Source organism: Aestuariimicrobium sp. Y1814, from assembly GCF_050113895.1.
Classification (GTDB): Bacteria; Actinomycetota; Actinomycetes; order Propionibacteriales; family Propionibacteriaceae; genus Aestuariimicrobium.
In genome coordinates this window covers 20,306-34,429 of the sequence record NZ_JBNJRW010000007.1, presented here as the reverse complement: position 1 = coordinate 34,429, position 14,124 = coordinate 20,306, and the positions used below count along the sequence as shown (strand labels likewise).

General features: G+C 68.6%; 13 protein-coding genes and 3 tRNA genes. 8 read left to right on the top strand and 8 right to left on the bottom strand.

What is annotated here, in order from left to right; translation table 11 throughout:
* Positions 1-4: 4 nt before the first annotated feature.
* The gene (locus tag ACQE3C_RS09490) at positions 5-1,015 is read right to left on the bottom strand and encodes an NAD(P)H-quinone oxidoreductase (RefSeq protein WP_434538944.1); all 1,011 of its coding nucleotides are present in this window, start codon (positions 1,013-1,015) and stop codon (positions 5-7) included.
* 68 nt (positions 1,016-1,083) lie between these two features.
* Here ACQE3C_RS09490 and ACQE3C_RS09485 point away from each other — a divergent pair.
* The 4 genes from ACQE3C_RS09485 to ACQE3C_RS09470 all read left to right on the top strand — a co-directional run bounded on the left by ACQE3C_RS09485 (position 1,084) and on the right by ACQE3C_RS09470 (position 3,481).
* Positions 1,084-1,166, top strand: a tRNA-Ser gene (locus ACQE3C_RS09485).
* A gap of 1 nt (position 1,167) precedes the next feature.
* Positions 1,168-1,617 (top strand): hypothetical protein, encoded by a 450-nt coding sequence (locus ACQE3C_RS09480; RefSeq protein WP_434538943.1) that lies wholly within the window; start codon positions 1,168-1,170, stop codon positions 1,615-1,617.
* 58 nt (positions 1,618-1,675) lie between these two features.
* Positions 1,676-3,343 (top strand): LCP family glycopolymer transferase, encoded by a 1,668-nt coding sequence (locus ACQE3C_RS09475; RefSeq protein ID WP_434538942.1) that lies wholly within the window; start codon positions 1,676-1,678, stop codon positions 3,341-3,343.
* A gap of 48 nt (positions 3,344-3,391) precedes the next feature.
* Positions 3,392-3,481 (top strand) — tRNA-Ser (locus ACQE3C_RS09470).
* A gap of 51 nt (positions 3,482-3,532) precedes the next feature.
* On the opposite strand, the gene ACQE3C_RS09465 is transcribed toward ACQE3C_RS09470, so the two are convergent.
* A complete protein-coding gene (locus ACQE3C_RS09465) occupies positions 3,533-5,362 on the bottom strand; it encodes a phosphoenolpyruvate carboxykinase (GTP) (RefSeq protein ID WP_434538941.1) in 1,830 nt (609 codons plus the stop codon).
* Between the two features lie 175 nt (positions 5,363-5,537).
* Between ACQE3C_RS09465 and ACQE3C_RS09460 the strand changes: the two genes are divergently transcribed.
* Both ACQE3C_RS09460 and ACQE3C_RS09455 read left to right on the top strand, forming a co-directional pair.
* A tRNA-Arg gene (locus ACQE3C_RS09460) sits at positions 5,538-5,610 on the top strand.
* A gap of 170 nt (positions 5,611-5,780) precedes the next feature.
* Positions 5,781-6,899, top strand: coding sequence for a glycerate kinase (locus ACQE3C_RS09455; RefSeq protein ID WP_434538940.1), 1,119 nt, complete (start codon positions 5,781-5,783; stop codon positions 6,897-6,899).
* On the opposite strand, the gene ACQE3C_RS09450 is transcribed toward ACQE3C_RS09455, so the two are convergent.
* The gene (locus ACQE3C_RS09450) at positions 6,896-7,576 is read right to left on the bottom strand and encodes a DUF1707 SHOCT-like domain-containing protein (RefSeq protein ID WP_434538939.1); all 681 of its coding nucleotides are present in this window, start codon (positions 7,574-7,576) and stop codon (positions 6,896-6,898) included. The two genes, ACQE3C_RS09455 and ACQE3C_RS09450, sit on opposite strands and share 4 nt — an antisense overlap.
* Positions 7,577-7,579: 3 nt before the next feature.
* On the bottom strand, positions 7,580-9,352 hold the full coding sequence (locus tag ACQE3C_RS09445) for an alpha-amylase family glycosyl hydrolase (RefSeq protein ID WP_434538938.1): 1,773 nt from the start codon (positions 9,350-9,352) through the stop codon (positions 7,580-7,582).
* Positions 9,353-9,413: 61 nt separating this feature from the next.
* Here ACQE3C_RS09445 and ACQE3C_RS09440 point away from each other — a divergent pair, with 61 nt between their 5' ends.
* Together ACQE3C_RS09440 and ACQE3C_RS09435 are read left to right on the top strand one after the other, a co-directional pair.
* Entirely contained in the window at positions 9,414-10,331 is a 918-nt protein-coding gene (locus ACQE3C_RS09440; protein ID WP_434538937.1) for a 1,4-dihydroxy-2-naphthoyl-CoA synthase, read from the top strand.
* Between the two features lie 158 nt (positions 10,332-10,489).
* The gene (locus tag ACQE3C_RS09435; protein WP_434538936.1) at positions 10,490-11,806 is read left to right on the top strand and encodes a DUF222 domain-containing protein; all 1,317 of its coding nucleotides are present in this window, start codon (positions 10,490-10,492) and stop codon (positions 11,804-11,806) included.
* Positions 11,807-11,829: 23 nt separating this feature from the next.
* On the opposite strand, the gene ACQE3C_RS09430 is transcribed toward ACQE3C_RS09435, so the two are convergent.
* The 4 genes from ACQE3C_RS09430 to upp are packed head-to-tail and all read right to left on the bottom strand — an operon-like array spanning position 11,830 to position 14,038.
* Positions 11,830-12,246, bottom strand: a complete 417-nt coding sequence (locus ACQE3C_RS09430) for a hypothetical protein (protein ID WP_434538935.1) — start codon at positions 12,244-12,246, stop codon at positions 11,830-11,832.
* A gap of 53 nt (positions 12,247-12,299) precedes the next feature.
* Positions 12,300-12,680 carry a tetratricopeptide repeat protein gene (locus tag ACQE3C_RS09425; protein ID WP_434538934.1) on the bottom strand — a complete coding sequence of 127 codons (381 nt, stop codon included), beginning with the start codon at positions 12,678-12,680 and terminating at the stop codon, positions 12,300-12,302.
* Between the two features lie 48 nt (positions 12,681-12,728).
* Positions 12,729-13,415, bottom strand: a complete 687-nt coding sequence (locus tag ACQE3C_RS09420; protein WP_434538933.1) for a GNAT family N-acetyltransferase — start codon at positions 13,413-13,415, stop codon at positions 12,729-12,731.
* Positions 13,412-14,038: a uracil phosphoribosyltransferase gene (upp, locus tag ACQE3C_RS09415; RefSeq protein WP_434539052.1), complete on the bottom strand. Its 627-nt coding sequence runs from the start codon at positions 14,036-14,038 to the stop codon at positions 13,412-13,414. Before upp ends, ACQE3C_RS09420 begins: the two co-directional genes overlap by 4 nt.
* Positions 14,039-14,124: the final 86 nt, after the last annotated feature.

Here is a 14,124-nt window from a genome sequence, read left to right as displayed (position 1 = left end):
ACCCTCAGAAGGTCAGGACGAGCTTGCCGCTCACCTCACCCGAACCCAGGCGCGCGTGCGCGCCGGCAGCATCCTCGAAGGCGAACTGCTCGACCGGGGCGGCCACGATGGTGCCGCGCTCGACCAGCGGCCACACGGTCTCGGCGACCCGGGCGGCGATCTCGGACTTCTGCTCGACGCTGCGGAACCGCAGGCTGGTGGCGGTGACGGTGCCGCGCTTGGACAACAGCTGGGCGATGTCCAGCTCACCCTTGGTGCCACCCTGCATGCCGATGATGACCAGCCGCCCGTCGGCGGCCAGCGCCGACACGTTGAGGCCGAGGTACTTCGCGCCCATGATGTCGAGGATCACGTCGGCGCCGTGGCCGTCGGTGGCCTCGCGCAGGTCGGCCAGCCAGTCCTCGTGGTAGTCCAGGGCGATGTCGGCACCCAGCTCGCGGCAGTAGTCGCGCTTGGCCTGCGTACCCGCAGTCACCGCGACCCGGCAGTCGAGCGCCTTCGCGTACTGGATCGCGAAGCTGCCGATGCCGCCGGCACCACCATGGACGAGGAAGGTCTCCCCCTCGGTGAGGTGCACATGGTCCATGTTGGACACGACCGTGGCGGCGACCTCGAGCAGGGTGGCGGCGGTGACCAGGTCGGTGCCCTTCGGCGGGGCGACCAACTGACCGGCGGGGGCCACGAAGTACTCGGCGTAGCCGCCGCCCGACAGCAGCGCGACGACCTCATCGCCGACCTGCCAGGAATCGACACCCTCACCGAGGGTCTCGACGATGCCGGCCGCCTCGAGGCCGATGATGTCGGTGATGCCCTTCGGTGGCGGGTAGAGGCCCTGGCGTTGCAGCAGGTCGGCCCGGTTGACCCCGGCGGCGACGGTGCGGACCAGGACTTCCCCGGGGCCGGGGGTGGGCTGTTCGACCTCGTCGACGAACAGGGTCTCGGGGCCGGGGCGCAGGGGGCGGCCCTTGGAGTCGGTCTGTCCCGGTGCTGGCTGGCGAACGTTGATGGCGCGCATGGGCCCAGCCTGCCACGTTCGTGACGGTGGTATCGAGTAGCATGGTCCGGCCGGGGCTACCCCCGGATGGCGAGGTCGCATAGTGGACTAGTGCAGCCGCCTTGAAAGCGGCCGAGGGCAACCTCCGTGGGTTCGAATCCCACCCTCGCCGCGTGAAGACCTACACCCTGAGGCCCAGGCTGCCGCTGCGAGCATTCGTGCTCGCGGCCGTGGTCTCGGTGGTGGGTGCGCTGGTGGCGGTGCTCGCCGGGGCCAATGGCTGGCCCGCGGCGGTGTTCGTGGGCGGCATGGTGCTGCTGGTGGCGGCGGTGCTGCTGGTGGGGGCCGCGGTCATCTCGATGCGCAGCATGCGCACCTTCGTCGACCTGGACGACGAGGGCTTCCACATCCACGGGCCCGGCGTCGACAAGCGCGGCGAGTGGGCCGAGGTCACCCGGGTGGCGCTGGCCGATGACGGGGCCCGGCTGGTCTTCAGCCACGGCGAGGTCGAACGGACCCACCTGTGGTGCCCCGGCGGGGCCACCGACCCCGAGTTCCAGGCACTGACCCGTGACCTGGTCACCCGCCTCGACAGGAGCCGCGGCTACCGCAACGTCTTGTGAGCGCGCGCCTGCGGGTGGTGCAGGTACGCTCAAAGGTGCCGTGGACAGGAGACCAACAGTGAGCGACGAGCAGGACCACCCGCTGGGTGAGGGCTACGACGCCTATTTCCGTCCCGGTTCGGAGCCGCGGAGGGCCTCCTACGAGGACGAACCCACCCACGTCTCCCAGGCTGTCGCCGACGAGCCGGTCCCGGAGCCTCGTCCGGTGCACCCGTTCACCAGGTCGCTGGGCTGGACGACCCTGGGCGCTTTCCTGCCCGGGCTCGGGCTGCTGCCCACCCGCCTGCGCAAGTGGGGGATCGGGCTGTTCGTGCTGATCATGGTCAGCCTGGTGGCGGTCGTCATCTATGTCGCTCGCGATCCCTTCGAAGCGGCCAAGCTGGCCACCCGCACCAGCGACCTGCTGGCCCTGTGCGTCGCGCTGGTCGTGCTGGCCCTGCTGTGGGTCACCCTCATCGTGGGCACCCACCTGATCACCCGGCCCCGCCGGCTGACCACCGCCCAGCGCGTGGTCGGCGCGATCGCGGTGGGGCTGCTGGCGTTCGTGGTGTCGACCCCGCTGGCCGTCGGCGCCCGCTACTCCTGGGACCAGGCCAACCTGATCAAGCGCGTCTTCGGCGACAACGACGACAAGGACTCGGGCACTCGTCCGACGATCGACACCGACCGGCCCTCGGACGAGGTCTGGAAGCAGCACCCCCGGCTGAACATCCTGCTGGTCGGCCTGGACCAGTCCGCCGAGCGGGAGTACTCCCCGACCGACGTGTCCACCGACACCATGATGGTCGCCTCGATCGACACCCAGACCGGCGACATGGTGCTGATCCAGGTGCCGCGCAACATGGCCAAGACCCCGTTCCCGCCGGGCTCGGAACTGGCCGCGATCTACCCCGACGGCTACACCGACGGTTCGGGTGACAATGCGGCCTTCTTCGCCAACGCGATCTGGGCGCACGTGCCGGCCGAGCACCCCGACCTGTTCACCAATACCGACTACCCCGGTGCCGATGCCCTCAAGCTCGGCATGCAGGGGGCGCTCGGGCTCAAGATCGACTACTTCGTCGCCCTCAACATCGACGGCCTGGTCGGGCTGATCGACGCCATGGGTGGGGTGACCCTGAACGTCAACGAGCGCATCCCGGTGGCCAGCCGGTCGGGCCAGGTGGCCCGGGAATACATCGAGCCCGGCCCCAACAAGAAGATGTCGGGCTATTACGCCATGTGGTACGCCCGCAGCCGTGCCGAGTCGACCGACTTCGACCGGATGAGCCGGCAGTCGTGCGTGATCAAGGCGGTGATCAACCAGGCCGACCCGCAGACGATGCTGACCCGCTACGAGGCGATCGCGAGGGCTGGCACCAATGCGGTCAGCACCGACATTCCCTCGAACATGCTGCCCCACCTGGTCGACCTGGCCGAGCGGGTCAAGGACGGCTCGATGAGCCGGGTGCTGTTCGTCCATGGCCAGAACGGCTACGTGACCTACGAACCCGACTTCGAGATGATGCAGCGCCGGATCGCCGATGCGATCACCGGCCTGGGTGGCACCCCGCCGGACATGCCGCTGGTCACCCCCACCCCGACCCCGACCATGGTGCCCTCCAGCCAGACGCCGACCCCCACGGTGACGGTGAGCAAGCCGGGTGACACCCCGTCGACGACTGAAACCCCCACCCCGAAACCGATCGAAGACCTGGACGACGCCTGCGCCTACAACCCCAAGTAGGGGGCTTTTGCAGTTGCTCGCCACCGCCCGGTAGGGTGGTGGGCTGTTGGAGGCGTCGCCTAGTCCGGTCCATGGCGCCCGCCTGCTAAGCGGGAGAGGCCCACAAGCCTCACGCGGGTTCAAATCCCGCCGCCTCCGCGCAACAAAACGCCCGAGCCTTTCGGCTCGGGCGTTCTGCGTTGCTGTGGGTCAGAGGGCTTCGGTCAGGCGGTTGAGCTGCTCGTACATCTCGGCCGGCACCTTGTCGCCCAGGCTGTCGAGCCACTCCTTGATCCGCGGCGCCTCGGCGTTCCACTCCTCGGGGGAGTAGCTGCCCACGGCCTTGAGGGTCTCCAGGTCGATGTCGAGGCCCTCGACGTCGAAGTCCTCGGCGCGGGGCAGCAGCCCGACCGGGGTCTCCTCGGCACCGGCCCGGCCCTCGAGGCGGTCGATGATCCACTTGACCACGCGGCTGTTCTCACCGAAGCCGGGCCACATGAAGTTGCCCTGCTCGTCCTTGCGGAACCAGTTGACGTAGAAGATCGCCGGCATCTTGTCGCCGCCGCGCTCGCCCATGTCGAGCCAGTGCTGCAGGTAGTCACCGATGTGGTAGCCGAGGAAGGGCAGCATGGCCATCGGGTCGCGACGCAGCACGCCCACCTTGCCGGTGGCCGCAGCGGTGGTCTCGGACGAGCAGGTCGCGCCCATGAAGACACCGTTGGCCCAGTCGCGTGACTGCATCACCAGCGGGACGGTGTTGGCGCGTCGTCCGCCGAAGATGATGGCGTCCAGCGGCACACCCTGGGGGTTGTCGAAGTCGGGCGAGACGCTCGGGCCCTGGCCGATCGGGGTGCAGAAGCGGCTGTTGGGGTGGGCGGCCTTCTCGGGGCTGTCGGGGGTCCAGTCCCCGCCCTTCCAGTCGGTCAGGTGGGTCGGCTTCTGGCGGGTCATGCCCTCCCACCAGACCGAACCGTCGTCGGTGAGTGCCACGTTGGTGAAGATGTTGTTGCCCTTGGCGATGGTGGCCATCGCGTTGGGGTTGGTCTCCTCACCGGTGCCAGGGGCCACACCGAACAGGCCGAACTCGGGGTTGGTGGCGTAGAGGCGGCCGTCCTCACCGAAGCGCAGCCAGGCGATGTCGTCGCCGATGGTCTCGACCTTCCAGCCGGGGATGGTGGGCTCGAGCATGGCCAGGTTGGTCTTGCCGCAAGCGCTCGGGAAGGCAGCGCTGAGGTGGTACTGCTTGCCCTCGGGGCTGGTCACCTTGATGATCAGCATGTGCTCGGCCAGCCAGCCCTCGTCGCGACCCATGGCCGAGGCGATGCGCAGCGAGTAGCACTTCTTGCCCAGCAGCGAGTTGCCGCCGTAGCCGGAGCCGTAGCTCCAGATGGTGCGCTCCTCGGGGAAGTGGGTGATGTACTTGGTGTCGCTGCACGGCCAGGGCACGTCCTCGGTGCCCTCGGGCAGCGGGTAGCCGACCGAGTGCAGCGCCGGCACGAACTCGGCATCGCGGCGGATCATCTCGGCCAGAGCGGCATCACCCATGCGGGTCATCACGTTCATCGACAGCACGACGTAGGCCGAGTCGGAGATCTCGACCCCGAACTTGGCGTCGGGCGCGGTGAGCGGGCCCATGCAGAAGGGCATCACGTACATCGTGCGCCCCTCCATGCAGCCGTCGTACAGCTCGGTCATGATCTTCTTCATCTCGGCCGGGGCCATCCAGTTGTTGGTGGGGCCGGCGTCGGCCTCGTCGACCGAGCAGATGTAGGTACGGTCCTCGACGCGGGCGACGTCGTTGGGGTCGGTGACCGAGTAGATGGAGTTCGGCATCAGCTCGTCGTTGAGCCGGATGACGGTACCGGCGGCGACGAGTTCGTCGACGAGTTCGGCGTACTCCTCGGGGGAGCCGTCGCAGTAGCGGATGGCGGCAGGCTTGGTGAGGTCGGCAACCTCATTGACCCAGGCGACAAGGCGCGGGAAGTCGGGGACGTTGCCGATGACGGGGGCGGTGGACGGGCTGGGGGCGACGGTGGTCATTGCTTCTCCTGACACGGCGGTGTGTGGAATTTCTCTTCACCTCGAGAGGCCTTGTGATCCTCACCATAAGCTCGGAAAGCCAGTTTTCCGATTCCGTGTGTTGCGGCTGCCTGGGACCTGATTTGGTTGAGGGGAGGGACCCGTAGTATGGTCTTCTCTTGGCAACACGCCACCTGCGCTCGTGGCTCAACGGATAGAGCATCTGACTACGGATCAGAAGGTTGGGGGTTCGAATCCCTCCGAGCGCGCTCACCAGCCGCCCCCGGTCACCGTCTCCACGGTCCGGGGGCGTTCTCATTGCCGCGTCGGGACGAGGGGCTCGTCCGCGGCGCCGGGTTGCGCGCAGGGTCAAGGACTGATAACGCTGCTATGGGAAATCTCACACCCGGACGACGGTCGCACGTGGTTGACTCGGCCCATGACCCTGCGCGTGGTGGCCGCCCCTGACAGCTTCAAGGAATCGATGAGCGCGGCCGAGGCCGCCGCCGCGATCCGCGCGGGGGTGCTTGAGACCCGACCGGACGCCGAGGTCGTCCTGGCGCCGGTCTCGGACGGCGGCGAAGGACTGCTGGACGTGCTGGCCGACGACCAGGTGGTGCGCCACCGCACCCCGGTGAGCAACGCGCTCGGCGAGGACGTTGAGGCCGAGTGGCTGCAGAGCGGGGCCCGGGCCATCATCGAGGTGGCCAAGGTCGTCGGCCTGGCCGACATCGCCCCCGACGAGCGGCGCATCATGGACAGCGACACTCGCGGGGTGGGCCAGCTGGTGCTGGCGGCGATCGAACAGGGCTGCCTGCAGATCGTGCTGGGGCTGGGCGGCACCGCGACCAATGACGGTGGAGCCGGGATGCTGGCCAGCTTGGGCGCCCGGTTCCTGGATGCGGCCGGGCTGGTGCTGGAACCCACGCCAGCGAAGCTGCGGGGGCTGCACCAGGTCGACCTCGACACCCTGGACGAGCGGCTCGGGCAGGTGCAACTGGTGATGGCTTCAGACGTGACCTCACCGCTGGTGGGGCCTGCGGGGGCCTCGGCCACGTTCGGGCCGCAGAAGGGGGCCACCCCAGAGCAGGTCGAGGAACTGGACCAACTGCTCGCCAACCTGGCCTTCCTCGTCGAGGCCCAGCAGGACCAGTCACTGTCCGCGGTCCCGGGCGCCGGTGCCGCCGGCGGGCTGGGGTGGGCGCTGCTGGTGGTCGGCGCGAACCCGCGCCCGGGTCTCGAGCTGGTCGCCGAACTGCTCGACCTCGAGCAGGCGGTGGCGGTGGCCGACCTCGTGATCACCGGTGAAGGGTCCTTCGACGAACAGTCCCTGCAGGGCAAGGTCGTCCAGGGCATCGCCCGGATGGCCGCCCGGCACCAGACCGCCTGCCACGTGCTGGCCGGGCGGGTGGGGGCGATGGACGAGCAGGTGCTGCGCGAGCACGGCATCGCCGGGGCCAGCGCGATCACCCCGCCCGGCACCCCGCTCCCGGAAGCGCTGGCCGGGGCGGAGCAGAACCTGCGCCGGGCGGCGGCCGCGCTCGTCCGCGACTACTAGGCCGGTGCGCGGGGCGGGGCCGGCAGGGCCAGCTTGCCCTTGGCCGCGACCTTGGCGGCGTGCTTCACGTCAGAGGGTTTGGGGTGGCGCACCTGCACGGTGCCGTTGGTGCGCCCCCGCACGATCACCCGGGGAAAGCCCTTGTCAGGACGGGTGCGCACACCCGCGCTGGTGAAGTTGTTGACGTCGGTCTGGTAGGCGGCGGAGTCGACGCCCCAGCCCTCGGGGACGATGATGGTGGTGCTGCCGTAGGAGGAAGCCATCACCACCAGGTCGATGATCCGACTCGTGGCGCGGGCTTCGCTGAAGTCGATCCGCAGCCCGCCGATGCTGCAGTGCACCTCGAGGAAGGGTGGCACGACCCAAGGGCCGGCGATGGTCATCAGGCTCCACCCCTTGCTCTCGAAGACCAGGGGTTCATCCCAGGTGTAGCCGGGGCCCTCGCCGATCGTGACAGCGGTGCCGAGCACCTCGTCGATCTCGGCCGAGGCCACCAGGTCGTTGAGCACCTCGACCAGGTCGGCGCGGGTGACCGCGCCCAGGGCACGCGGCACCCGCGCTTCGAGTTCGTCGAAGGTGAGTTTGTCCTCGGCGGCGGCGTTGCGCAGGATCTCGAGGGCGAGCTCCCGCTGGGAGGTGCCCACCCGCAGGTGCCGGTCGTGCCCGTCGGTGCTCACGGCTCAGCTGCGGGTGTAGACGAGCACCCCGTAGGGGGCCAGGTCGACCGAGGCGCTGGCCGACAGGCCGTCCTGCGGGTCACCGTCGGAGACCATGTCGAAGGCCGGGGTGTCGTTGAACTTGTCGGAGTAGATCCGCGAGTCGGAGTTGAGCCGCAGCGTCCACTCGTGGCGCCCGGGCATGCCGAACCGGTAGCCGGTCCACAGCTTGTTCTGCAGGTTGACCACCACGACGGTGTCGTCGCCGGGGCCGCCGTCCATCCAGCGGTGGAAGGCGAAGACCTTGTTGTCGGGGTGGGCATGCAGCACCTGGGTGTGCTGGCCCATCAGGCCCTTGCTCACCCCGTCGGTGTTCAGGCGCAGGCGGATGAGGTCGCGGTAGAGGCGGGCGATGCCGTGGTAGTCCTCGAGCAGGTCCCAGTCGAGGGGCACGTCGTCGCGGAACCAGTCACCCTCGAGGAACTCCTGGCCCTGGAAGAGCATTGGCATGCCCGGTGAGGTGAGCACCAGCGCGGCACCGAGGGTGGAGCGCTTCTTGGCGAACCAGTCACCGTTGTCGTCCGGGTTGATCTCTTCGACGACGCGCGCCTTGCCGTTGGCGACCTCGTCGTGGGACTCGGTGTAGACCACGCGCGCGAAGGCGTCGCCGTAGCTGTAGGTGATGGCGTTGCGGACCGACTCGATGTCGCGGTCGTGGTCGTTGATCTGGGTGATCGCGGCGCGGATCGGGTGGACGAAGTGGGTGTCCCACTGCGCGCTGAAGGCGGCGCCGTCCTCGCCGGTGGAGGTCACCGCGGCGACCCCGTGCAGGTCCTCGGCGATCAGGATGGCGTTGGGGTACTCCTTGCGGACCTCGTCGTTGACCCAGCGCGAGAGGGACCAGCCGTCGGGGATCTCCCAGCCGGAACCGTTGACCGAGCGCATGTAGGGCGTCATGTCGTAGCGCAGGCCCTGCACGTGGTACTCGCGCATCCACATCAGCGCGTTGTCGCGGATGAACTGGCGCACCTCACCTCGTCCGTAGTCAGGACGGGTGTCGCCCCACGGGGTCGAGGAGCGCCAGTCGTTGTAGAAGTAGATGCCGCCCTTGTCGTTCTCGGACCAGCCGTCGAACTGCCACAGGTCCAGGTCGCTGGGGCCGAAGTGGTTGTAGACGACGTCGATGATCACCGAGATGCCCCGCTTGTGGGCCTCGCGGACCAGCAGCTTGAGGGCGTCGGGGCCGCCGTAGGCCGACTCGACCGCGAAGATGTGGGCCGGGTTGTAGCCCCAGGAGTAGTCGCCGGCGAACTCCATGACCGGCATCAGTTCGATGCAGTTGATGCCCAGCCGGTCGAGGTGGTCGAGGCCACTGAGGACGTCTTCGAGGGTGCCCACGCCGCCGTCGGGGGAGACGAAGGTGCCGGCGTGCATCTCGTAGATGACCAGGTTGTTGTGGTGGGGGGTCTCGAAGGTGTCACCTTGCCAGTCGAAGGTGGAATGGTCGACGATGATGCCGTTGCCGACCGAGCTGGTCACCTGCTGGGCGTAGGGGTCGATCTTCGACAACTGCTGCTCGCCGTTGGTGAGGTTGAAGCGGTACTCGTGGCCGGCCTCGGCGCCGGCGACGTAGCCGTACCAGTAGCCGTTGTCACCTTCCAGCTCGAGCGGGTTGGCGGTGTCGTCCCAGTTGTTGAAATCGCCGACCACTTGGACGGTGTCGGCGTTGGGGGCCCAGACGCGGAAACCCGCCCCGGACTCGTCGAGGATCGCGCCCATTCCGGCCAGAGTGCCCATGATGCTCCTGTGATTGGTGTGCCTTCGTGGCCCAGTCTGCCCGATCGCTAGGCTCGGCTGCATGAGTGCTGAGTCCAATCCGTTCAATCCGGAACTGTGGGACGTGGTGCCGGGGTTCGAGTTCACCGACATCACCTACCACCGCGCCAAGCAGGTGCCCGCGGTGCGGATTGCCTTCGACCGGCCCGAGGTGCGCAATGCGTTCCGGCCGCACACCGTGGACGAGCTGAGCCAGGCGCTGGAGCATGCGCGGCGGTCGTCCGATGTCGGTTGTGTGCTGCTGACCGGCAATGGGCCCTCGGCCAAGGACGGCGGGTGGGCTTTCTGTTCGGGGGGTGACCAGCGGATTCGTGGTCGCTCGGGCTACCAGTACGCCGATGGTGAGACTGCCGACACCGTGGATGCACGCCGGGCTGCGGCCGAGGGTGGCCGGTTGCACATCCTGGAGGTGCAGCGCCAGATCAGGTTCATGCCCAAGGTGGTGATCGCCCTGGTCAACGGCTGGGCGGCCGGCGGTGGGCACTCGCTGCACGTGGTCAGCGACCTGACCCTGGCCAGCGCGGAGCACGCCCTGTTCAAGCAGACCGACGCCGATGTCGGGTCGTTTGATGCCGGTTACGGTTCGGCGTACCTGGCGCGGCAGGTCGGCCAGAAGTTCGCGCGCGAGATCTTCTTCCTGGGGGATGTGCACACCGCCGAGGACGCCCACCGGATGGGCATGGTCAACCGGGTGGTGCCGCATGCCGAACTGGAAACCGTCGGCCTGGAGTGGGCCTCGAAGATCTGCGGCAAGTCACCCACGGCCCAGCGGATGCTGAAGTTCGCCTTCAACGCCGTGGACGACGGCCTGGTCGGCCAGCAGGTCTTCGCCGGGGAGACGACGCGGCTGGCCTACATGACCGATGAAGCGGTGGAGGGCCGCGACTCCTTCCTGGAGAAGCGCGCCCCCGACTGGTCTGCGTTCCCGTACTACTACTGAGTGGCCGGGCCGCCCTGGGTTGGGCGCTCTGCAAGTTTTGTCGGACCCCCGGGGGAGAATGGATCATCAGTTCGAATCAATGGTGATCGGGGACGATGATGGCGCAGGTTGCGCAGTTTGATGCGGCGAGGGCGCGGGGGAAACTCGCGGAGTTGGCGGTGGCGAATCAGGCGGTGTGGCGGGCTGAGGCGACCCGGTTCCGGGTGTGGGCGGAGTTCGCCGATGAGTACACCACGCCACCCCATGATGGTGGGCCGGTGTTGGCCGGCACGGAACGGATGCTGCAGTGGGGTGGGGACGGAACCCCGTTGGTGGCCGAGTTCTGCGTCCTCGAGGTTGCTGCGGCGTTGAGGTTGGACGAGCACCAGGTCCGTTGCCAGATCGGGGACGCGTTGGCGGTGCGGCACCGGCTGCCCGGTGTGTGGCAGGCGGTGATGGCCGGCCGGTTCCGGGTCTGGGCCGCGGTCGACCTGGCTGACGCCATCCGTTCCCTGCCCTATGGGGAGGCCCTCCAACTGGATGGGGAGATCACCCCGTTGCTCATGGTGTGGTCGCGACGCCGGTTGTTGAAGTACGTGAAGGGCCGGGTCACCGACCTCCACCCCCAGCAGGCGGAAACCCGGCATGAGGAGTTGAAGAAGCAGTGCGGGGTGGTGTTCGAGGAACCCGTGGCCGGGTTCACCCGGGTCTTCGCGACCCTCCCCGCCGGGGAGGCGGTCGCGTTGAAGGCCCGCATCCAGCAGTTGGCGGTGATCCTGGGCAAGTGCCCCCGTGACCCCGACGCACCGTTGGAGTCGCTGGAGTTCCGGCAGGCGCAAGCCCTGGGGTTGTTGGCCAGCCCCGCCTACACCCTGCAACTCCTGCAGGCCGAGGTGGCTGATCGGCTGCCCACCCTGGACCCGTCGTGCCCGATGGCCGGGTGGGCCGGGCATGAGTGCGGCACCATCACCACCGACCCGGCGAAACTGCTGCCCACCGTCGAGGTGGTGGTGCACCTGACCGACCAGGTCCTCCGCGACGGTGCCGGGGTGGCCCGCAGTGAACAGGTCGGCCCCCTGCTCGCCGGCTGGGTGAAGACCCTGGTCGGCCACAGTCGCGTGAAGGTGCGCCCGGTCCTCGACGCGGGCAACCAGGTGCCGGTGGATTCCTACGAATGCCCACCGAACATGCGCCGGGCCGTGGAACTGCGCAACCCCTACGAGGTGTTCCCGTTCTCCAGCCGCCTGTCCCCGGGCCTCGACCTGGACCACACCACCCCCTGGACCCCCACCCGCGGACTCACCAGGGCGGACAACCTCGGGCCGTTGTCCCGGCGGGTCCACCGCGCGAAAACCCACGGTGGCTGGCACCTCGAACAACTCCACCCCGGAGTGTTCATCTGGACCTCACCCCTCGGGTTCAGCTACCTCGTCACCCCCACCGGATCCTGGATGATCAACGACCCCACCACCCACATCACTGCCCTCGCCGGCTGAGGTTGAGGGCGGGGTGCCGCCGGTCATTCGATTGAGCAGTGTTCCACCTGGATGCCGAGCTGCTTCCTGAGTGCCCTGGTCTGCTCGATCGAGCCCCGGGCGGTCCAGTTGTCTGCGCGCACTTCGCAGAGCGGGGGGCCGAATGAGAACGGGGCGCGACGGCTCATCTCGACGCGGATGGCGTCCGAGGCCCAGACGGTCAACCGACCGTCGGTGCCGCAGGTGATGGTGGCGTAGCCCTCGGTGTCAACGCTGGCCTTGGTGGCGGCGTCGTCCGGGGCTGCGTCGACGTCACAGCCCCAGTCGAACTTGTTCGCCTCGACGGCGAGGTCCCGCAGCGACATGAAGTCGTCCTCGGCGGGGGTCGCCGTGCAGCCCAGCAGCACGGCCACCGCGGCGCACACCACCATCAGGTGGCGTCCCATGGTTCGAGCTTCCATGGTCCATTGTGCGCCGCGGCAACGTGCTTTGCCAGACCTTCAGACCCCCAGAGTCAGACCTCCGCGCCCAGGGCCCGGGCGCGAGCCAGCACCGCAGCGGCCTCGTCCTTGCGGGACTGGCGCTGCAGCGCGCGCCCGAGCAGCAGGGCGGCGTAGGCCTCAGTCGGGTGGTCGTCGAGGATCGCGCGGCAGGTCTCCTCGGCCCGGGTCAGGTGTGCGGCGTGGTACTGCGCCCTGGCCAGCAGCAACCGGGCATCGAGCAGGCCATGACGCACCTCGAGGTCGTCGGACACCTCGGCCAGCAGGGCCTGCAACTCCCGAGCCGCCTCGCGGTACTGCTTGCGCTCGAACAGGGTCTCCGCCCAGCGGAAGCGACCGTAGGGGTCGCCACTCCAGTTGGGGGTGAACTCACTGATGACATCTGCGTTGAACATGTGTCCTCCTCGGACGGCTCAACGCGGTACCCCCATGGGGTATTCCCGTCAGGCGACCTCGGCAGTGTTGCCGGTGCTGCCGTCCAGGCCCAGGAAGCGCAGCAGCGGCTCCAGCCCCTCCACCTCCAGCGGGTACGGCGGCCGCACCAGGTCGTCGGGCACCAGCCGGTACATCGCCTCGCCGACCTCCGCACCGGCGCGCTGGGCGGGCCGGGACCCCGTCCGCCGGTAGCCGACCTTCTCGCTCACCCGGGTACTGGCCGGGTTGTCCACGAAAGCCTCCGACAACATCTCCTGCGCACCGAGGTGGTCGATGGCGAAGGTGCAGTACGCCTGCCGCATCAGTGTGCCGATGCCCCGGCCGTGGGCCGCGCGACCCAGCCATGACCCGGTCGAGATCGAGCGGTTGGCGCGGAACTTCTCGCCCTTGCCCTCCTGCACCCCGACCAGTTCCCCGTCGTACTCGACGGCCAGCGCCAGGATCCACGAGTCGGCGCTGAACATCAGCCGGTTGTTCCAGGCCCACTTGGCGTAGTTGATCGCCAGCATTGGCGCCGGCACCGTGGTCCAGTCATTGGCCAGCGGGGTCAGCTCCGGTGGCTGGTTGTGCACCCCGCGCCGGGCCACCTCGACCAGCGGCATGATCAACTCATCGGTGATGCCGCGCAGCACCAGCGGGCCACAGGTGATCCGCAGACCCAGCGGGGGGAAGACCTCGGCCAGCCCCTGGCTCATTCGGCCAGGCCGTAGATCCGGTCGCCCGCGTCGCCCAGGCCGGGGACGATGTAGCCGCGCTCGTCCAGATTGCTGTCGACGGCGGCCACCACCAGCCGGACCGGCACGTTCAGGTCTGCCGCCAGCCGGGTGAAGTTCTCGATGCCCTCGGGGGCGGCGAGCAGGCAGATGCAGGTGATGTCGTCGGCCCCGCGCTCGACCAGGAACTTCACCGTGCCGCCCAGCGAACCACCGGTGGCCAGCATCGGGTCGAGCACGTAGCACTGCCGACCGGACAGGTCCTTGGGCAGCCGCTCGGCATAGGTCACCGGCTGCAGCGTCTCTTCGTTGCGCGCCATGCCCACGAACCCGACCTCGGCGGTCGGCACCAGGCGCATCATGCCCTCGAGCATGCCCAGGCCCGCCCGCAGGATGGGGACCACCAGCGGCGTCGGCTTGGCCAGCCGGGTGCCCACCGTGCTGGTCAGCGGGGTCTCGAGTTCCCACGGCTCGGTGCGCACCTCACGGGTGCCCTCATAGGCGAGCAGGGTCATCAGCTCGTCCACCAACTGCCGAAACGTCGTGCTCGGGGTGTCCTTGCAACGCAGCAGCGACAGCTTGTGGGCGACCAGCGGGTGATCAATGACGTGCAGTTCCACGTGATCACTCTGCCACATGGACCTCACCCCCTGACCCAAACCGCGGATGGCATGGCAAGATGTCCCATGTG

Coding starts and splice junctions, on each gene's coding strand:
- ACQE3C_RS09490 (WP_434538944.1), bottom strand. CDS start 1,015: ATGCGCGCCATCAACGTTCGCCAGCCAGCACCGGGACAGACCGACTCC.
- ACQE3C_RS09465 (WP_434538941.1), bottom strand. CDS start 5,362: ATGACCACCGTCGCCCCCAGCCCGTCCACCGCCCCCGTCATCGGCAAC.
- ACQE3C_RS09455 (WP_434538940.1), top strand. CDS start 5,781: ATGACCCTGCGCGTGGTGGCCGCCCCTGACAGCTTCAAGGAATCGATG.
- ACQE3C_RS09445 (WP_434538938.1), bottom strand. CDS start 9,352: ATGGGCACTCTGGCCGGAATGGGCGCGATCCTCGACGAGTCCGGGGCG.
- ACQE3C_RS09440 (WP_434538937.1), top strand. CDS start 9,414: ATGAGTGCTGAGTCCAATCCGTTCAATCCGGAACTGTGGGACGTGGTG.
- ACQE3C_RS09430 (WP_434538935.1), bottom strand. CDS start 12,246: ATGGAAGCTCGAACCATGGGACGCCACCTGATGGTGGTGTGCGCCGCG.
- ACQE3C_RS09425 (WP_434538934.1), bottom strand. CDS start 12,680: ATGTTCAACGCAGATGTCATCAGTGAGTTCACCCCCAACTGGAGTGGC.
- ACQE3C_RS09420 (WP_434538933.1), bottom strand. CDS start 13,415: ATGAGCCAGGGGCTGGCCGAGGTCTTCCCCCCGCTGGGTCTGCGGATC.